Annotated in this window: 18 protein-coding genes; 7 read left to right on the top strand and 11 right to left on the bottom strand. The window is 53.7% G+C overall.

What is annotated here, in order from left to right; genetic code table 11:
• Positions 1 to 25: 25 nt before the first annotated feature.
• From chbR to osmE, 5 genes are all read right to left on the bottom strand, one after another.
• A complete protein-coding gene (gene chbR, locus AB4K05_RS07465; protein ID WP_368479355.1) occupies positions 26 to 850 on the bottom strand; it encodes a transcriptional regulator ChbR in 825 nt (274 codons plus the stop codon).
• A gap of 25 nt (positions 851 to 875) precedes the next feature.
• Positions 876 to 1,223, bottom strand: coding sequence for a PTS N,N'-diacetylchitobiose transporter subunit IIA (gene chbA / locus AB4K05_RS07460; protein ID WP_368479354.1), 348 nt, complete (start codon positions 1,221 to 1,223; stop codon positions 876 to 878).
• A gap of 54 nt (positions 1,224 to 1,277) precedes the next feature.
• Complete coding sequence (gene chbC, locus AB4K05_RS07455; protein WP_368479353.1) at positions 1,278 to 2,636, bottom strand: PTS N,N'-diacetylchitobiose transporter subunit IIC; 1,359 nt, start codon at positions 2,634 to 2,636, stop codon at positions 1,278 to 1,280.
• An 80-nt stretch (positions 2,637 to 2,716) separates the two neighbouring features.
• Entirely contained in the window at positions 2,717 to 3,037 is a 321-nt protein-coding gene (locus AB4K05_RS07450; RefSeq protein ID WP_368479352.1) for a PTS sugar transporter subunit IIB, read from the bottom strand.
• Between the two features lie 285 nt (positions 3,038 to 3,322).
• Positions 3,323 to 3,664, bottom strand: coding sequence for an osmotically-inducible lipoprotein OsmE (gene osmE / locus AB4K05_RS07445; RefSeq protein WP_368479351.1), 342 nt, complete (start codon positions 3,662 to 3,664; stop codon positions 3,323 to 3,325).
• Between the two features lie 195 nt (positions 3,665 to 3,859).
• Between osmE and nadE the strand changes: the two genes are divergently transcribed.
• Positions 3,860 to 4,687, top strand: coding sequence for an ammonia-dependent NAD(+) synthetase (gene nadE, locus AB4K05_RS07440; protein WP_368479350.1), 828 nt, complete (start codon positions 3,860 to 3,862; stop codon positions 4,685 to 4,687).
• Positions 4,688 to 4,768: 81 nt separating this feature from the next.
• Here the strand turns inward: nadE and spy are convergent, their stop codons facing one another.
• The 6 genes from spy to AB4K05_RS07410 form a co-directional block, all read right to left on the bottom strand.
• Positions 4,769 to 5,275 carry an ATP-independent periplasmic protein-refolding chaperone Spy gene (gene spy, locus AB4K05_RS07435; RefSeq protein WP_368479718.1) on the bottom strand — a complete coding sequence of 169 codons (507 nt, stop codon included), beginning with the start codon at positions 5,273 to 5,275 and terminating at the stop codon, positions 4,769 to 4,771.
• A gap of 316 nt (positions 5,276 to 5,591) precedes the next feature.
• The gene (gene astE / locus AB4K05_RS07430) at positions 5,592 to 6,569 is read right to left on the bottom strand and encodes a succinylglutamate desuccinylase (protein ID WP_368479349.1); all 978 of its coding nucleotides are present in this window, start codon (positions 6,567 to 6,569) and stop codon (positions 5,592 to 5,594) included.
• A gap of 9 nt (positions 6,570 to 6,578) precedes the next feature.
• Positions 6,579 to 7,904, bottom strand: coding sequence for an N-succinylarginine dihydrolase (astB, locus tag AB4K05_RS07425; RefSeq protein WP_368479348.1), 1,326 nt, complete (start codon positions 7,902 to 7,904; stop codon positions 6,579 to 6,581).
• Positions 7,901 to 9,379 carry a succinylglutamate-semialdehyde dehydrogenase gene (astD, locus tag AB4K05_RS07420; protein WP_368479347.1) on the bottom strand — a complete coding sequence of 493 codons (1,479 nt, stop codon included), beginning with the start codon at positions 9,377 to 9,379 and terminating at the stop codon, positions 7,901 to 7,903. The genes astB and astD overlap by 4 nt, the downstream gene beginning before the upstream one ends.
• The gene (gene astA / locus AB4K05_RS07415; protein WP_368479346.1) at positions 9,379 to 10,410 is read right to left on the bottom strand and encodes an arginine N-succinyltransferase; all 1,032 of its coding nucleotides are present in this window, start codon (positions 10,408 to 10,410) and stop codon (positions 9,379 to 9,381) included. The genes astD and astA overlap by 1 nt, the downstream gene beginning before the upstream one ends.
• Entirely contained in the window at positions 10,407 to 11,627 is a 1,221-nt protein-coding gene (locus AB4K05_RS07410; RefSeq protein WP_368479345.1) for an aspartate aminotransferase family protein, read from the bottom strand. Before AB4K05_RS07410 ends, astA begins: the two co-directional genes overlap by 4 nt.
• A gap of 449 nt (positions 11,628 to 12,076) precedes the next feature.
• On the opposite strand from AB4K05_RS07410, the gene xthA reads away from it, so the two are divergent.
• The 6 genes from xthA to AB4K05_RS07380 all read left to right on the top strand — a co-directional run bounded on the left by xthA (position 12,077) and on the right by AB4K05_RS07380 (position 17,778).
• The gene (xthA, locus tag AB4K05_RS07405) at positions 12,077 to 12,880 is read left to right on the top strand and encodes an exodeoxyribonuclease III (RefSeq protein WP_368479344.1); all 804 of its coding nucleotides are present in this window, start codon (positions 12,077 to 12,079) and stop codon (positions 12,878 to 12,880) included.
• Positions 12,881 to 13,084: 204 nt separating this feature from the next.
• Positions 13,085 to 13,744 carry a TVP38/TMEM64 family protein gene (locus tag AB4K05_RS07400; RefSeq protein ID WP_368479717.1) on the top strand — a complete coding sequence of 220 codons (660 nt, stop codon included), beginning with the start codon at positions 13,085 to 13,087 and terminating at the stop codon, positions 13,742 to 13,744.
• Positions 13,741 to 14,448, top strand: a complete 708-nt coding sequence (locus AB4K05_RS07395; RefSeq protein ID WP_368479716.1) for a TVP38/TMEM64 family protein — start codon at positions 13,741 to 13,743, stop codon at positions 14,446 to 14,448. Before AB4K05_RS07400 ends, AB4K05_RS07395 begins: the two co-directional genes overlap by 4 nt.
• Positions 14,448 to 15,638, top strand: a complete 1,191-nt coding sequence (locus AB4K05_RS07390) for an ABC transporter substrate-binding protein (RefSeq protein WP_368479343.1) — start codon at positions 14,448 to 14,450, stop codon at positions 15,636 to 15,638. The genes AB4K05_RS07395 and AB4K05_RS07390 overlap by 1 nt, the downstream gene beginning before the upstream one ends.
• Positions 15,611 to 17,146: a thiamine ABC transporter permease gene (locus AB4K05_RS07385; protein WP_368479342.1), complete on the top strand. Its 1,536-nt coding sequence runs from the start codon at positions 15,611 to 15,613 to the stop codon at positions 17,144 to 17,146. Before AB4K05_RS07390 ends, AB4K05_RS07385 begins: the two co-directional genes overlap by 28 nt.
• Positions 17,146 to 17,778, top strand: a complete 633-nt coding sequence (locus AB4K05_RS07380) for an ATP-binding cassette domain-containing protein (RefSeq protein ID WP_368479341.1) — start codon at positions 17,146 to 17,148, stop codon at positions 17,776 to 17,778. Before AB4K05_RS07385 ends, AB4K05_RS07380 begins: the two co-directional genes overlap by 1 nt.
• Positions 17,779 to 17,858 lie beyond the last annotated feature (80 nt).

Genomic DNA, 17,858 nt, shown 5'->3' with positions numbered 1-17,858 from the left:
ATCTACGAAATAATATCGCAGTGCGTTATTTGATAACCGTCAGCTTCTTACGATAATTGCTTGGCGTGAATGAGGTCAGCTTTTTGAATGTTTTAATAAACAAACTTGGGCTGCTATAACCGGATTCATACGCAATATCGGTTACCGAGTAGTTGGTTATTTCCAACTGTTTCTTGGCAAAATTAATGCGGATGTCATTAATAATCTGCATTGGCGTTTTGCCATAGTAGCGTTGGGTAGCGCGAGTTAAATATTCCTGGGTTTTCCCGGATAACTCGACCATATTTTCCAATGCACCTTCACCAAATTTTAATTTATCGTGCATGGCTTCAACGGTGGATTTTAACCACGGCGGCGTAACATCCTGCGCCTGTTCTTCACGGTGATGTCGCAGACGATTAATCACATAGAAGGAAACCAGCTCAATAAATTCGTCAAATTCCGTCTCACGAAAGTGAAGTGATGCAATTACCGACTCAATGTAGCTAAGAAACGTGCATTTGATCGAATAGACTTGCGAAGCAACCAGAGCGAACGGGACCAGTGGCTGATAATGGGTGTCGAAGAAGTCTTTGCTGATCCCAACGTTTAAGATTCGCGTCGCACCGAACTCATAAAAGCTCTGATGATGAGAACCCATAGGGATGAAGACAAAGTCTCCGCGCTCCAGCATAACCCGTTTACCGTTGATGACCTGATAGTACCGCCCGGTCAGAACGATAGTGAACTCATAGTAATCATGCTGGTGTAGCCCACTGATGCTTTCCGTTTTGTTGTAGATGAAGACATGAAAATTCTTACCGTTGAAGAGCTGTTGTTCTCTGGCGGTGTTGATTTCCATGCTGATCATCTTAGGTTGCCTCATAGGGAAAAGCCTATTGTACCTTCTCGTGAAGTTCGATCAATTCAGCAACCAGCTCTCGGGCCAACATTGACGTCATTAAATGATCCTGCGCATGAACCAGCACCAGGCTCACCTTCATACGCCCTTCGCCTTCATCGCTTTCGATTAACTGCGTCTGTACACGGTGCGCTTCGCTCAGCGCAACGCGGGATTGTTCCATGGTGGCTTTCGCGCTTTCAAAATCGCCCTGCTTTGCCTGTTTCAGCGCGGCATATGCCAGGCTACGAGCTTGCCCTGAGTTGATAATCAGGCCCATCACCACTTCTTCGAGATCGTTTTCCTGCACGTCCTCAGCAACAACATTATCCAGATCAAACATATCTATTCCTTTTTGTGAGGGCGGTATGGAGACCTGCTCCATACCGCATTGGCATTAGAATTTCAGAGAGGCAGCGATGTCTTCTTCGCTTTCTTCTTCTTCAATGGTGGCCTGCGCTTTGTTGGAAATCATCACAAACGGCATGTAGACCATCGTGGCGACACCCAAGTTGAACAGCGCGACTAACAGGGCAGCGACGCTACCGTTACTGTTGAAGAATGCGCCCAGGCCGGTAGGCATGGTCCACGGCGCCAAGTTGGTGACCGGTGGGATGATGCCCATTGAGTAGGCCGCCAGCGTGATTGCCGCCAGAATCGGCTGCACCAAGACGAACGGGATAAACATAACCGGGTTCATGATGATTGGCAGACCAAACAGAATCGGTTCGTTAATCTGGAAGATACCTGATGGCAGAGCCAGTTTCGCAACCTGACGATGGTCAGCGCGACGAGACGCGATGAAGATAGCGATAATCAAGCCCAGAGTCGCACCGGAACCACCCAGCAGGATGTAAGAATCCAGCATTGGTTTCGCCCAGAAGTGGAACTGCTGGCCGGCAGCGATTGCCGCGTCGACAGAACCGTACTGGTTGTACAGCGCGATGTTTTCCAGCGCCCAAGGGGTCATGATGCCGTTATCCAGCGCAGTCAGCGCCAGTGAACCGTGAACACCGAAGAACCACAGCAGGGAGTTGAAGACCACGTATGCCCAGCCAACCACTCCGCCCATCGCCGCCAGCGGCTTGGAGATGGAGTCCATGATGATCTGGTGGAAGTTACTGCCGTAAGAGGACAGCATCCAAGAGAGGATCCCGAAGATAGACAGGATCAGGAAGCCTGGAATCAACGCCGAGAACGAACGCGCGACCGATGAAGGTACGCTATCTGGCAGCGTAATCACCCAGTTGCGACGGATAACGAAGGTGAATAGCTCAGCAACCACCAGACCGATAATCATGCCGGAGATGATGTTTTGACCACCTAGCCAGTTAGCGCCAACCGCGTATGCATCGCCAACGCTATATGGGGTAACGGTCATAAATGCAGCTACCGCAAGCAGACCCGCCGCCATTGGGTCAACTTTGCGCTCTTCTGCTAAAGCTGAACCGATAAAGAAAGGCGCCATCAGCGACATAATACCCAAGGTACCGTTATAAACGTTACCGCCGATAGCTTTAAAGCTGTCTAAGGTTGCAATGGTGGATGCATCCAAACGAATGCCCATTGAATAGAAGAATGAACCCTCACCAAAACTCAGGAAAACGTTATTAATTAATACAAACATAGCCCCCGCAAGGGTCAGCGGCATTAATTTAATAAAACCGTTTTTAATGGCGTTAATGTGAGGCTGCTTTCCTATTTTAACAGCAAAAGGAAGGAGTACCTTTTCAAGCGAATCGATCACTTTACTCATAGAAAATACCCTTAAAGGGCCGCAACATTAATTGCGGCGATTAAATATGAAATAACTCTTTGACGGGAAAAATAATTAAATTACTGCGCGGCGGCTTTTTTAATTGCAGCAACCGCTGCCTTAAGCACACCCAAACCATCTACTTTGCCATATAACGTTGAATCAATAACTTCGATAGGTTTATTCGGTAAAATCTTTTGGATATCGCCCAACATATAGCCAATTTGCGGGCCGAGTAAAATAACGTCAGCCTGAGGTCCTTTTTCTGCTGCAAACGCTTCAGAGAATGCTTCAATCACCACGGGTACTTCGTATTTCTCAGCCTGTGCCCGCATTTTGGATACCAACAATGAAGTGGACATCCCTGCAGAGCAAAAAAGATAGATATGTTTCTTTTCCATTCACGCTTCCTCAACTTGTGAAATCTGCCATCACCGGGCGATGTTCCTTGTGCCCACAACCCACGCATGTAACAGATGAGTTATCTTCTGTTTATGCCTTGAGTATACGGCAACATTTTGCCTACGGATAATTCTCAAAGCCCAGAAATTGTCTCTCATTGACCTCTCGTTTTGACTACCTTCACACTTTGGTCAAAATAATTCGCGACAAGAAATAAGCATGATTTCTCATAAAAAAGCCCGACGCTAGGGTCGGGCCTTCGTAGATGTCCGATGAATACACGATTACTTCTTAGCGGCCTGCGGATCCGTGTCGTACTGCGCGCAGGTTTGATAGCCGGAGTTGATCACATGACCGGTATCATCCAATGCCACAAAGTAGGTCTCTGCTTTACCATCACGTTGACCCAATATATAGGTCTGACAGGTGCCGCGGGCATGGATCATCGACACTTCAGAGGATGGTTTACCCGCAATCTGTGCAACCTGAGAGCGGCTCATCCCTTTCTTCACATCTTTCACCACCGGTTGGGTGAATTGGTCAGCGGTTCGATCGTAAGCGGTACAGCCAGCAAGCATGGTCATGACAGCGGCGGCACCCAGAAGCCCGGCTACGTTCTTATTCATCTTCCCTCTCCTTTCTTATGAAGTGCATTAAGCCTGGAATAAATAATGCTATTTATCAACCAATACGCCTAAATCAATGCCAATTAACGGAATATTCGGAGTAATTTACATCAGTCAAAACTGTGATCCTTGTCGTTTTAGCGCCAAAGAGGTAGCTTTAACCATACTGACTGACCCACATTTCCGGAGGGGTAAATGGCGTTACAACAAGAGATTATTCAGGCGCTTGGCGCAAAACCACAGATTGATGCAAAAGAAGAGATCCGTCGCAGCGTCGATTTTCTGAAAAACTATCTAAAAACTTATCCGTTTATCAAATCGTTAGTCCTTGGGATAAGCGGTGGACAGGATTCAACCCTTACCGGGAAGCTGTGTCAGATAGCGATTAATGAGCTGCGCGCCGAAACTGGCGACAGTGCGCTGCAGTTTATCGCCGTGCGCCTACCTTATGGCGTGCAGTTCGATGAGCAGGACTGCCAGGACGCGATTGCCTTTATTCAGCCTGACCGTGTGCTTACGGTCAATATCAAATCAGCGGTGCTGGCAAGCGAACAGGCGCTGCGTGAAGCGGGCATTGAACTGAGTGACTTTGTTCGCGGCAATGAAAAAGCGCGCGAGCGAATGAAAGCGCAGTACAGCATTGCCGGTATGACCCATGGCGTTGTGGTTGGTACCGACCATGCTGCGGAAGCTATTACCGGGTTCTTCACCAAATACGGCGACGGCGGTACCGATATCAACCCGATTTTCCGACTTAACAAGCGCCAAGGGAAACAACTGCTAGCCGAACTGGGTTGCCCGGAGCATCTTTATAAGAAGGCACCGACCGCCGATCTTGAAGACAACCGCCCTTCTCTGCCGGATGAAGTCGCACTGGGCGTCACCTACGAAAATATTGATGACTATCTGGAAGGCAAAACGCTGGAACCCGCGCAGGCTAATACCATTGAAGGCTGGTATTTGAAGACTGAGCATAAGCGCCGTCCGCCAATTACCGTGTTTGATGATTTCTGGAAGAAATAAAGAAAAAACCGCCGAATCTGCCCATAACCATTTGGTTTATATGGGCAAATCCGGCGGTCTTAAGACAGTGTGCCGATAACGTTATTCGGCAGGCGCAGGAGGCATTTTACCTTCTGGCGCTTTGTGTTCTGTCAGACGCTTCTCAAAATTCGCATTAAACTGTTTTTTCTGTTCAGGCGTTAAGATGTTGTAAATCTTGTTCTGCGTTTCCAGACGAGACAGCATCATACCTTTATGCTGCTCTTCCATTTTATCTACCTGCGCTTGCGCCTTCGCTTTGTCGAAGCTGTCGCTGGCAATCAGGTTATGCATCGCGCGCATTTCTTCCTGCGGCGGACGTTTGTTGTGTTCGCGGCCTTCTTTCATAATGTCGCGCATCTGCTGTTTTTGCGCGTCGGTCAGATTCAACCCTTGGAACATCATGTCGTGGCGTGGGCCCATTTTGCCTTTGTGCTGATGCATCATTTTACCGTTCGGCTGCGCCGCTTCGGTGGTGGTGGTTGCAGTGGTATCTGCAGCGTGAGCCAGACTAGTGGCACCCAGAGCCAAGGTTGAAGCAACAAACAGAGCAGTTAATTTTTTCATAATCGGGTCCTTACTTTCATTTATTCTGACGGCGTATTGCCGTGTTGACGAGATTAACTTTACGGGGTTTATCGTCAATTAATCAGAGCCTGCGTAAAACAATGAAAGTGTAAAAAACGATTTCCAACCAATTATGAAGAAATTGAGGATAAAGTATGGAGAGTGGAAACAAAAATAATCAAATGCATGATTAAGAAGAGATTTTGAAGAAGTATAAAGCACGGCAGATTATTAATAAAGCAGTTACCTAGGATTAATCCGTAATAATTTTGCAGGAAAAATAAAAATGCCGCTACAGCGCGCTAAGCGGCATTTTTTATTAAGTCACCGGAGGGCAACGTTCAAGCATTAATCCGGCACGTAACCCCAAAGCCACATCGGGATTCGGAAACAGTACGTACTCGCAAGGCGATGCCACCACGTAGCGAATGTCGCCATCCTCCGCCAGCAACGTTCCCTTAGCAAAGGGGGTAAAATTGAGTGTCTGTGCCGACATATAAAGACGAAAATCCGCACTGCGTCGGGTTATCTGCTGCACCACGCGATAATGAAGCGGGACTGCAGACGAACCGCCGCCCATTTCCCCCGCCAACAGATTTGCCAGTTGACGTTCCACCAGCGCAAACTGCGCCAAATCATTTTGTCCAAACGGTTTGGCTTTCCCTAACTCCAGCGTACAGGCCAGTGCCGAAAAAGTTTCGCAGGTAAAATGGGTGAATGTGCCGCCGGGCGCTTGATGAAATACCAGCGCCAGTAATCCTGCCGAACCGAGCCAGGTTAAAAACGCCGGATCCCACGGTTCTTCCCTAGATGGCAACACGCCAAAACGCTGATGATGGGAGCCACGAATTGCCGTATGCATATCGAGATGCCAGCGCACCTGTGCCGGACAACGCTGATAAAACGCCGCCACGGTTTGTTCAAGGCTAGCGGCACGAATGGTTTCATCGCTGACTGGAAAATGACGCCAGCGTGCGCCAAACATGCGGTTGAGATCGCTATGTAAATACCGCTTATTGTCACGCAGCGCCGGCGGGTTGCCCAGCACCACCAGCAAATGCCAGCGCAGGGCTTGCCGGCCGCTAATGAGTGCGCCAAGCAAGTTATCCAGTATTTCTACCGGCGCGGTCTCGTTTCCGTGAATACCCGCCGACAACACCAGCGCCTGCGAACAGGGTTGATGAGGCGTCAGTTGCAGCACCCCGGCCTCGCGCCACTCCCAGTGAAAAGCGTCGGTATCCCCTTCCGGCTGCGGCGGCAAGCGCCCCGCCAGCGTCAACGCCAGAAATTGTTTCATCGGTTCTCCTTAACGCTGGAAAGGATAGATTGACCCCAAATGCAGGATCTGCGTCAGCCGGTCCAGCGCCTCGCGCCCTTCCTGTAATAGCTGTGGGTCGACAAGGCAGCCGGCGGTCAAACGGTCACGATAGTAGCGGTCCACCCAATCATTTAAGGTCGCAAACAGCGTATCGTTCATCATTACCGCCGGATTCACCGCTTTTCGCTCAGCCTCATTGAGCACCACCCGCAGACGTAAACAAGCAGGCCCACCGCCGTTGGACATGCTTTCACGCAGATCAAACACCCGTAGCGTATCGATAGGGTTATCCTGCGTAATCAGCTCATTCAGGTAGCGCCAAACGCGCGGGTTCTCCTGCGCCTCACCGGGAAGCACCAGCATCATGCTGCCATCGGGCTTGCTCAGCAGCTGGCTGTTGAACAGATAAGTCGACACCGCCTCTGCCACCGTCACCTTCGATGAGGGCACTTCAATAACCTTGAACCCCGGCACGCGCTCGCTGAGCTGTTGCATCAGCTGCGCCTGATGCATAAAGGCCTGCTCATGACAGAACAATAGCTGGCGATTGCTGACCGCGATAACATCATTATGGAATACCCCTTGGTCAATCACTTGGGGATTTTGCTGGGCAAAGACCACCTGATTCAGGTTGGTCTCATTTAATCGCGCCACCGCCTCACTCGCCGCTCGCGTCTGCCGCGCTGGATAACGCTGCGGCATCGCACCATTTCCCGTATCGCGCCCATAAATAAACAGCTGCGTTGCCGGCAATCCGTAGTCGCGCCCGAGCCGATTATGATTGGCAGCCCCCTCATCCCCCAACAACGCTACCGACGGCAGCGGGCCGTGCACGGAAAAGTATTCCGGGTCATGGAAAATGGCCTGCAGGGTGGCCTGTGTTGTCGGGGCCTCACTGGCCCGATGCAGCAAACTACTGAGGTTAGCGACCGTCAGATGTACTTTGCCATCCAGTGCATCGGCAGAGGGACAAACCGTAGCCGCGTTAGCGACCCACATCGCCGAGGCGGAACTGGCCGCGCTCAAAAGTTCCGGCGCCTGAGCGGCGGCTTTGGCAATAACCTGCTCGTCGCGGCCGCTAAACCCGAGCTGGCGCAGCAGCATAACGTTCGGGCGCTCTTGCGGCGGGATTACCCCTTGGGGGAATCCCGCATCGGCCAGCGCTTTCATTTTTAACAGCCCTTGTTTCGCCGCACGCTGAGGATTCGACACCTGATACTGATGTTTGGTCGAAGCCTCATTACCAAACGACAATCCGGCGTAGTGATGCGTAAGCCCCGGCAGGCCGTCAAAGTTCACTTCCCAGGCGTTCATGACGGCACCTTTGGTGGGAATTGAAGCCCTGGGCTGAGGGAGGTCGGTAATGCCAGCGTCGGCGACTCTAGGCTTGCCATTGGCCATGCGCAGTAATCCGCGGCGTACCATGCGCCAGGACGATGATTGCCGGAAGCGCCGGTGCCACCAAACGGCGCGCTGCTCGCCGCACCGGTCAGCGGCTTGTTCCAGTTGACGATCCCCGCCCGTGCTTCCAGCAGCAGACGGTCAAATTTTTCTCGGTCGGCGGAGATCAGCCCGCAGGATAGACCGTAGCGCGTCGCATTGGCGAGTGTGATGGCCTGGGTGAAATCATCATATCGCCAGACGCCAAGCAGTGGCCCAAACACCTCTTCATCCGCAATATCGTGAGCCTCGGTTAGCTCTACGATCCCCGGCGTCAGCAGCGAGGTGCCGGGTTTAAGTAAACGCGGTGCCAGCAGCGTGGAGCCACCCTTTTCCACCTGCATCTGCCAGGCCTGATATACCCGTTCAGCTGCTGTCACCGAAATCAGCCCGCCGATGAACGGCTGCGGCTCGGCGTTCCACGCAGCGGGGATAATTTGCCCACTCACTTCCACGAGGCGCTGTAAAAACGCATCGCCAATGGCTCCTCGTTTCACCAGCAGCCGACGCGCACAAGTGCAGCGCTGCCCGGCGGTGATAAATGCCGACTGAATAGCCACATGTACCGCGGCATCAATATCCTCAGGTTCATCGACAATCAGCGGGTTATTGCCCCCCATTTCGAGGGCGAGCATTTTTTGCGGCTGCCCCGCCAACTGGCGATGCAGGTGAAAACCGGTTGTGGAGCTGCCGGTAAATAGCACGCCGTCCAGCCCCGATTGGCTGCTGAGCGCTTCACCCGTTTCGCGCCCTCCCTGCAGTAAATTCAGTACACCTGCCGGTAAACCCGCTTTCTCCCAAAGCTTAACCACCGCTTCGGCGCAGTGCGGAGTCAGTTCGCTGGGTTTAAACACCACCGTATTGCCCGCCAACAGCGCTGGCACAATATGGCCGTTTGGCAGATGTCCGGGGAAGTTGTAGGGACCAAAAACCGCCAGCACGCCGTGAGGCCGATGGCGCAACGTCGCTGCGCCGTCAGCCATATCGGCATGACTTTCGCCCGTCCGGCTGTGATAAGACGCCAGCGAAATAGCAATTTTATTGCTCATCGCCGTCACTTCCGTTGCCGCTTCCCAGCGCGGCTTGCCGGTTTCACGGGCAATCACCTCGGTCAACTCGGCTTTGTGGCTTTCCAGTAGGCCAGCAAATGCCTCAATAATCTGCTGACGCTCAACAAACGGGCGACGCGCCCACGTGGGGAAAGCGCTGCGCGCGGCGGTAACCGCCAGCTCTACCTGTAGCGGTGACGCATCATTTCCCGACCACGTTGCTTCACCGGTGACCGGGTTGGCGCTCTGGCGTGGCTGGCCGCCGCCGCTAAGCCATTCTCCGTTAATCCATAGGCTCATTATTTTTTCTCCAGAGGGCAAAGGCGCACTAGCCGCACGCTGTCACCGGGGTGGCAACTTAGGGCATCAAGCTGTTCGGCATTTAACATCAGGCGTTCGGTCTGCGGGTCGGCGTGAACCAACATGGCGCGGTAATGTTGATATTGTTCGTTAGCCACCACGCACAGCGGCAAATCGTCACCGTCGGGTTGCCCTTCCGCCACCTCGACGAGGCGGCTTTTACGTACCGCGCGCACCCGGTCAATCTCGCACTCCAGCGTCGGGCCGCCGTCGAAAATGTCGACATAATCGCGATATCGAAAGCCCTCTTTTTCCAACACCGCCCGCGCAGGCGCAGTCTGCGGATGCACTTGGCCAATAACCGCCCGCGCTTCCTCACTGAGGAAATCGGTGTAGATCGGATGTTTTGGCATCAGTTCAGCGATAAACGCCTTTTGACCGGTGCCGCACAGATAATCGGCGCGCGCGAACTCCATTGAGAAAAAGCGGCTGCCGAGGCTTTCCCAGAATGGCGAGTAGCCGTGTTCATCAATCACGCCGCGCATCTCTGCCACCACCTTGTGGTTGAAGCAGTCGCGGAAGGCCGCCATAAACAAAAAGCGTGACGATGACAGAAGGTGTCCATTGCTCTCTTTGCGCCACGCCGGGTCGAGAAACAGCGTACACAGCTCACTGCTGCCAGTATGATCGTTGGTGAGAAACAGCGTTGGCAGCGCGTTATAAACGTTCAGCTCTTTCGACGCGTGTACCAGTGTACCGACCCGATAGTTGTACCAAGGGTCATTGACGCCCACCGCGACTTCAATCGCGCACACACCGACCACCGCGCCGCTACGGGTATCTTCCAGAACAAAGACATACCCCTGATCGCCACGCGGCAACGTGCCTTGCCAAGTCGCCTGAGAGCGGGCAATACGCGCCGCCAGCGTATTCTCATCGACGGGAAGCGAGGTGAGTCCACCGCCAGTCTTCCCCGCCAGAGTGAGCAAGCCCGGAAGATCTCCGTTCGCAATAGGACGAATAATCATCATGATGAAGTCTCCGCGATAAAGCGTTCACAGGCTGCTTCGAAGCGGTTGAGACCCAGCGTCACATCGTCTTCATTGACGATAAGCGCTGGGGCAAAGCGCACCACATTGGCTCCGGCAATCAGCACCATCAGCCCCTCTTCAGCGGCCAAAAGGCTTATCTGTTTGGCTTTGCCGGCATGTTCATCGCGCAGCGCGCAGCCAATTAGCAACCCAACGCCGCGGATCTCTTTAAACAGTCCAAATCGGGTATTTATCGCCTGCAGACGTTCTTTAAACCACTGTTCGCGTTGTTTCACCCCATTCAATATCTGCGGAGTATTGATAATCGACAGCACTTCTCCCGCCACTGCACAGGCCAAAGGGTTGCCGCCATAGGTGGTGCCGTGCGTACCAACGGTCATCACGCTCGCCATCTCTTCACGCGCCAGCAGTGCACCGATAGGGAAACCGCCACCCAAGGCTTTGGCGGTGGAGAGCAGATCCGGCGTAATGCCGTAGTGCATATAAGCGTATAGTTCTCCGGTGCGCCCAACGCCGGTCTGCACTTCATCAAAAATCAGCGCCGCATGGTGACGGTCGCACAATTCGCGGAGTTCACGCAGGAATTCCGCCGTCGCCGGGATCACGCCGCCTTCACCCTGAATGGGTTCGACGATCACCGCGCAGGTGTTATCGTCAATCAGCACGCGAGCGGATTCGATGTCGTTGTATACGCCGTGACGAATATCCGGCGGCAGCGGCGCAAAGTCCTGCGAATAGCTTGGTTGTCCGCCCGCCGTCACGGTAAACAGCGTGCGTCCGTGAAACGCATTTTTGAAAGCCACAATGCCGGTTTTGTGTTCGCCAAAATGGTCGTGGGCATATTTACGCGCCGTCTTCAGCGCTGCTTCATTGGCTTCAGCCCCGGAGTTGCAGAAAAAGACGCGGTCGGCGAAGGTGGCGTCAATCAACTGTTTTGCCAGCCGTAGCGCAGGCTCATTGGTGTAACCGTTGCCGGTATGCCAGAATTTGCTGGCCTGCTCGGTTAACGCGCGGATCATTGCGGGATGGGCATGCCCCAAGGCATTAACGGCAATGCCGCCGGCGAAATCGATGTACCCTTTTCCTTCCTGATCCCACAACCATGCCCCCTCACCGCGTACAGGAATAAACTGAGCCGGTGCGTAAACCGGCATCATCCACTGATCAAAATTTTGACGGCTGATTGACTGAGACATAGCGACCTCGATAAGTAAACAAATGGTTTAATTTATGTTAATGATTTTGGTTATTTCCCCTTAAATGTAGATTGCACGGTTCGTGCCAGCGAGCGTTAAAATTGCATAAACGTGGGTCTATAACGAAATATCAATGAGTTACGAAAGGAAGTTATGCATAAATAATGCATACAAAGTGAATATCATGAACAAAGGAGGACTATTCAGGGCGAAATTTAGAAATATTATGCATCGGCAAAATATCGTTCTGGATTTGTGATCAACTGCGAAATTTATCGTAGATTTACGCCTCATTTCGGCGCGTATTGCCCAAACCTGGTGCAGTTTTTGCTCGGCAACACGGCAGCGGCGATAAAAGAAATTGGCGATTCCCTCCGTACTAGAGCAGCGAGACCCTCTAAATTCTGCTACTATCCCGTCACAATTCATCCCGCAAAGTGGCAACGACTATGAAATTTGTCTCCTTTAATATCAACGGCCTGCGCGCCCGCCCTCATCAACTGCAAGCCATTGTTGAAAAACATCAGCCTGATGTGATTGGCCTGCAGGAGACAAAGGTGCACGACGATATGTTCCCTCTTGAAGAGGTCGCAAAGCTCGGTTACCACATTTTCTACCACGGGCAAAAAGGTCACTACGGCGTGGCAATCTTGACCAAAGCCGAGCCGATTGCGGTGCATCGCGGCTTCCCGACCGATGACGAAGAGGCACAGCGCCGTATCATCATCGCCGAGGTTCCGTCTGAGTTTGGCAACGTGACGGTGATTAACGGCTACTTCCCACAGGGGGAAAGCCGCGACCACGAAACCAAATTCCCGGCCAAGACTAAGTTCTATCAGGATTTGCAGGACTATCTGGAAACCCATTTGAACAAAGACAATCCAGTCCTGATCATGGGTGATATGAATATCAGCCCAACCGATCTGGATATCGGTATTGGTGAAGACAACCGCAAACGCTGGCTGCGCACCGGAAAATGTTCATTCCTGCCGGAAGAACGCGAGTGGATGCAGCGCCTGCTTGGTTGGGGCTTGGTTGATACCTTCCGCCACGCCAACCCGGAAACCAACGATCGTTTCTCATGGTTTGACTATCGTTCCAAAGGGTTTGATGACAACCGTGGGCTGCGTATCGATTTGCTATTGGCCAGCCAGTCGCTGGCGGCGCACTGCGTCGAAACCGGCATCGATTATGAAATTCGCAGCATGGAAAAACCGTCGGATCATGCGCCGGTATGGGCGACGTTCAAATAATGTATTTGGCTAGCCTCACGTCACCGCTGACGATGGGCTAGCGGAATTATCCCGTGCACTGCGGGATAATTCTGAGCAATATCAATAAATCAGCGCTAAGCTCTTGCTGTAGTCGTGAAGTTATAATAACGTCGCGCACACTTTTTCTTCGTGGCAGGAGGACCCCCATGCAAAAGAAGTCACTACTTCGCAGCCTCTAAGCTCCTGCTCATTGTTGCTGTTATCAGCCTGCTTATCGCTTGTATTCAGCACTTTGGTCTGACCGATCTACTGACCAACTTTCGCCATTTACAGCAACTCATTAGCCAAAGCGGCGCACTCGGTTACCTTCTCTATATCACGCTGTTTATCCTTGCCACCCTGTGCCTGATGCCCGGAAGCGTGCTGGTATTGGCAGGAGGCATGGTGTTTGGCCCGTGGTTGGGGACGTTGCTGTCGCTGGCAGCGGCAACGCTGGCTTCCGCACTCTCTTTTTTACTGGCCCGTTGGCTTGGGCGTTCGCTGCTGTTGAAGTACGTGGGTCATACCGCCACATTTCAGGCCATTGAGCGCGGCATGTGCCGTAACGGCGCCGATTTTCTGATTCTCACCCGACTTATTCCGCTGTTTCCCTACAATATTCAAAACTATGCCTACGGATTAACGGCAATCCCGTTTTGGACGTATGTGTTTATCTCCACGCTAACCACTCTACCCGGGATTTTTATCTATACGTTTATGGCAAGCGAACTGGTTGCTGACGGAATCACGCTGTCATTTGTCCTTAAGCTCAGCGTCGCAGGTTTTGTGTTATTTGCCCTCGTGCGGGCAGCCAAATGGTACGCCCGGCGTAAACAGGTTGAACTGCCGGAAAAGGAGGTCTGATGGATCAGAACAATCGTGCGGTCTGGTATTTTCGCGGGCTTATTTTCAGCGTCGCGCTCGCGCTACTGCTTGCGTGGCTGTTTATTCCGTCGGTAACGGCCTTCATTAATCATGCTCTCAGCGCGTTTATGGCGGTCGATCAGCAGGGAATTGAGCGTTTTATCCAATCTTATGGTTCCCAGGCGGCGGTAGTTTCATTCCTATTAATGATTTTCCAAGCGATTGCCGCGCCGCTGCCAGCGTTTCTCATCACCTTTGCCAACGCTTCACTGTTTGGCGCCTTTTGGGGCGGCCTGCTGTCATGGAGCAGCGCCATGGTCGGCGCGGCGCTGTGTTTTTATATCGCCCGTCTTCTGGGGCGAGAGGTGGTGGAAAAACTCACCGGGAAAGCGGTGCTTAACAACGTCGATAGCTTCTTTACGCGCTATGGTAAACACACCATTCTAATCTGCCGCCTACTGCCCTTCGTTCCGTTCGACCCGATAAGCTATGCCGCAGGCTTGACCTCCCTGCGCTTTCGCCACTTTATGCTCGCCACCGGCCTCGGCCAGCTTCCCGCTACCGTGGTCTATTCATGGGTCGGCAGCATGCTGACCGGTGGCACCTTCTGGTTTGTCAGCGGGCTGTTTATTTTGTTCGCCCTAACGATTGTGATTGTTGCCGCTAAGACCTTCTACCAAGAAAGACACAAGAGGAATTCCTGATGCGTTATCACGGAGAAACCCGACGCCGTCTGCGCCTGGCGCTGCTGGGCTTGAGCCTGCTGGCGCCGCTCGCCGCCCACGCCGATAGCTGGCAGCAGATCCAAAACGAGGCCAAAGGGCAGACTGTCTGGTTTAATGCCTGGGGCGGCGATGAAGCCGTTAACCATTATCTCGATTGGGTCAGCGGCGAGGTGAAGCGCAATTACGCCGTCGACCTGCGTATCGTACATATCGCCGATGCCGCTGATACGGTAAAACGCATTCAAACCGAAGCGCGCAGCGGACGCAAAACCAACGGCTCCGTTGATCTACTGTGGGTCAACGGTGAGAATTTCCGCAGCCTTAAAGAAGCAAATTTGCTGCGCACCGGCTGGGCCGAGCAACTGCCGAATTGGCATTATGTCGATGTGAGTAAACCGGTGCGTGAGGACTTTTCCGTACCGGTCGAAGGTGCAGAATCACCGTGGGGTAGCGCGCAGCTGACCTTTATCGCCCGCCAGCAGCAGACGCCTCAACCGCCAACCTCGGCGCAGGCGCTGCTGGAGTTTGCCCGCACTCATCCCGGCACCGTGACCTATCCGCGCCCGACTGACTTCACCGGCACGGCGCTGTTGGAGCAACTGCTGATTAATCTCACTACCGAGCCGGAAGCATTAAAACAGCCGCCGAGCGAAAAAACCTTTGCGGCCGTCACCGCGCCACTGTGGGCATACCTTGATAAGCTACATCCTCTGCTCTGGCGTCAAGGTAAGGATTTCCCCCCCACTCCAGCACGGATGGATACGCTGTTGACCAACGGCAGCCTGAGCCTGTCGCTCACCTTTAACCCGATGCACGCCAAACAAAAAGTCGCCAAAGGCGAACTGCCGAAAGACAGTTACAGCTTCGGCTTTAGCCAAGGCATGATCGGCAATGTTCATTTTGTCACCATTCCAGCCAACGCCACTGCCAGCGCAGGAGCCCAGGTGGTCGCCAACTTCCTGCTCTCGCCTGAGGCCCAGTTGCGTAAAGCCGACCCGGCTATCTGGGGCGATCCTAGCGTGCTGGACCCGGCAAAGCTCGATGCCAAACAGCAACGAACGTTGCAGGCGCTTATCCCAGAAAATACGCCGCCGGTGCTAGCTGAGCCACATTCGGCATGGGTCAACGTGTTGGAGCAGGAATGGCTGCGCCGTTACGGTACACACTAACCGCCCTTTGCTGGGGCATGATGCTGCTCATCTATCTGCCCCTGCTACCGGCTGCGGGTCTGCTGCTGTCGCCTGTGGTATCCCTTAGCCATTGGCAGCAGCTATTGACCGACCCGCAACTGATACAGGCGGCTACCGCCACTCTCATTTCCACGGTTATTGCCGTCGGCGGCGCGGTGCTGTTGGCGCTGCTGACCATCGCCACGCTTTGGCCTTCTCCTCGCTGGCAACGTCTGGCTTCGCGCTTGCCGTGGTTGCTGGCCCTGCCGCACGTGGCGTTTGCCACCTGCGCCCTGCTTTTGTTCGCTGAAGGTGGTGAGCTTTATCGACTCCTCCCGATGTTAAACCCGGTGCAGGATCGCTACGGCATTGGCCTTGGGCTAGTACTGGCGGTGAAAGAGTGTGGGTTTTTGCTATGGGTGTGCTGGGCGCTGCTGGGCGAGCGACAGCTCGCGCAACAGGTTGTGGTGTTTAAAAGCCTCGGCTACGGGCGCGGGCAGTGTTTGAACTACGTGATTCTTCCCGCATTGATGCCATCGCTTGCTATCGCGCTCTTGGCGACCACCGCATGGACGCTTTCAGTAGTCGATGTGGCGATGATAATCGGCCCTGGCAACCCACCAACGCTTGCCGTGCTGGCCTGGCAGTGGCTCAATTCCGGTGAGTTGGATGACCAAGCTAAGGGCGCGCTGGCCTGCTTGCTGTTGCTGATAATGCTGTTTGTACTCGCCACCCTCGCCGTCGGTTTATGGCGCGTTTGGCGTCGCTTCAACCCACATCCTGACGGCGTCCGGCAGCCGCGATTTGGACTGTTCCCCGGTAAGGCCATCGGCCTGATGCTGCCGCTAAGCGGGCTGTTGTGCACCGGTTTTCTCGCTTGGCTGGCACACGCTTCATTCCCGGCGATGCCAACCTTCAATAACAGCCTAGGGTTAGCGCTGTTGTCAGCAGTGATTGGGGCGGTGGTGTGTTTGTTGTGGCTGGAATGGGGTCCGACACGTCGTCAGCGCTGGCTGGAGCTGCCATTGCTGCTCCCCGCGCTTCCTCTGGCAGCCGGGCAATATCAACTGGCACTCTACGGGTGGTTCGATGGGTTGTTTGGCACCGTGCTGTGGGGGCATTTGCTGTGGGTTGTGCCGTGGATGCTGTTTGTCCTACGCCCCGCCTGGGGGCAGATTGATCCGCGGCAAACGCTGCTGGCAAAAACGTTGGGCTGGGGGCGCGGGCGGGTATTTTTGCAGCTAAAATGTCCGCTGATTATCCGTCCGCTGCTGTCGGCGCTGGCGGTCGGTTTTTCCGTCAGTATCGCCCAATATCTGCCTACCCAATGGCTTGGCGGCGGACGGGTTCCTACGCTGACCACCGAGGCGGTGGCCTTAAGCAGCGGCGGCGCGGCAGCAACTCTTGCCACCCAGGCGCTGTGGCAACTGCTGTTACCGATGTGCTTTTTCTTATTGACCGCGCTACTGGCGCGTCAAATCAGTCATTTTCGCCGGGGATTACGTTAATGTTGCAGGTGCAGAATTTGACCCTTTCTCTTGCCGGTCAGCCACTGCTGCGTGAGGTGAATTTTACCGTACAACCGGGCGAGGTCATCACCTTGATGGGGCCATCCGGCTGTGGCAAATCCAGCCTGTTTGCGTGGATGGTCGGCGCACTCGACGGCGCGTTTCATGCGCGCGGTGAGCTGTGGCTAAACCAACGTCGCTGCGATGCATTGCCGACCGAAAAACGGCGTATCGGCATTTTATTTCAGGATGCTTTGCTGTTTGAACACCTCAGCGTCGGGCAGAATCTACGCTTAGCGCTGCCGGCAAACATCACCGGCCAACAGCGTCAGCGTGAAGTTTATCGTTCGCTGGAACATGCCGGGCTTACCGATTTCTATACTCGCGATCCGGCCACGCTTTCTGGCGGCCAGCGCGCTCGCGTGGCGCTGCTGCGCGCGCTGCTGGCAAGGCCTGATGCCCTGTTACTTGATGAGCCTTTTAGTCGGTTGGATCAACAGCTGCGCGGGCAATTTCGTCAGTGGGTTTTTAACGAGTTAAAACAGCAGAATATTCCGGTAGTCCAAGTCACCCACGATCCCGATGACGTGCCGCCCGATGCGCGTTGTTTACAGCTAGCAAACTGGCGCTGAAACGGCAAATACTGCGTTAACGCAAGGTAATTACGCAACCAGAGGTGCAAAATGATGCCCCATTTTCCCCCGTCGGATGA

Origin of the sequence: Kluyvera sp. STS39-E, assembly GCF_040932435.1 — a bacterium.
In the GTDB taxonomy this organism is placed as follows: Bacteria; Pseudomonadota; Gammaproteobacteria; order Enterobacterales; family Enterobacteriaceae; genus Kluyvera.
Note: the sequence above shows the minus strand (reverse complement) of the source record. Positions and strands in the feature narration are given on the sequence as shown.

Coding starts and splice junctions, on each gene's coding strand:
- nadE (WP_368479350.1), top strand. CDS start 3,860: ATGGCGTTACAACAAGAGATTATTCAGGCGCTTGGCGCAAAACCACAG.
- AB4K05_RS07450 (WP_368479352.1), bottom strand. CDS start 3,037: ATGGAAAAGAAACATATCTATCTTTTTTGCTCTGCAGGGATGTCCACT.
- chbR (WP_368479355.1), bottom strand. CDS start 850: ATGATCAGCATGGAAATCAACACCGCCAGAGAACAACAGCTCTTCAAC.
- chbA (WP_368479354.1), bottom strand. CDS start 1,223: ATGTTTGATCTGGATAATGTTGTTGCTGAGGACGTGCAGGAAAACGAT.
- AB4K05_RS07385 (WP_368479342.1), top strand. CDS start 15,611: ATGGCTGCGCCGTTACGGTACACACTAACCGCCCTTTGCTGGGGCATG.
- xthA (WP_368479344.1), top strand. CDS start 12,077: ATGAAATTTGTCTCCTTTAATATCAACGGCCTGCGCGCCCGCCCTCAT.
- astE (WP_368479349.1), bottom strand. CDS start 6,569: ATGAAACAATTTCTGGCGTTGACGCTGGCGGGGCGCTTGCCGCCGCAG.
- AB4K05_RS07380 (WP_368479341.1), top strand. CDS start 17,146: ATGTTGCAGGTGCAGAATTTGACCCTTTCTCTTGCCGGTCAGCCACTG.
- astA (WP_368479346.1), bottom strand. CDS start 10,410: ATGATGATTATTCGTCCTATTGCGAACGGAGATCTTCCGGGCTTGCTC.
- astD (WP_368479347.1), bottom strand. CDS start 9,379: ATGAGCCTATGGATTAACGGAGAATGGCTTAGCGGCGGCGGCCAGCCA.
- AB4K05_RS07410 (WP_368479345.1), bottom strand. CDS start 11,627: ATGTCTCAGTCAATCAGCCGTCAAAATTTTGATCAGTGGATGATGCCG.
- AB4K05_RS07390 (WP_368479343.1), top strand. CDS start 14,448: ATGCGTTATCACGGAGAAACCCGACGCCGTCTGCGCCTGGCGCTGCTG.
- chbC (WP_368479353.1), bottom strand. CDS start 2,636: ATGAGTAAAGTGATCGATTCGCTTGAAAAGGTACTCCTTCCTTTTGCT.
- astB (WP_368479348.1), bottom strand. CDS start 7,904: ATGAACGCCTGGGAAGTGAACTTTGACGGCCTGCCGGGGCTTACGCAT.
- osmE (WP_368479351.1), bottom strand. CDS start 3,664: ATGAATAAGAACGTAGCCGGGCTTCTGGGTGCCGCCGCTGTCATGACC.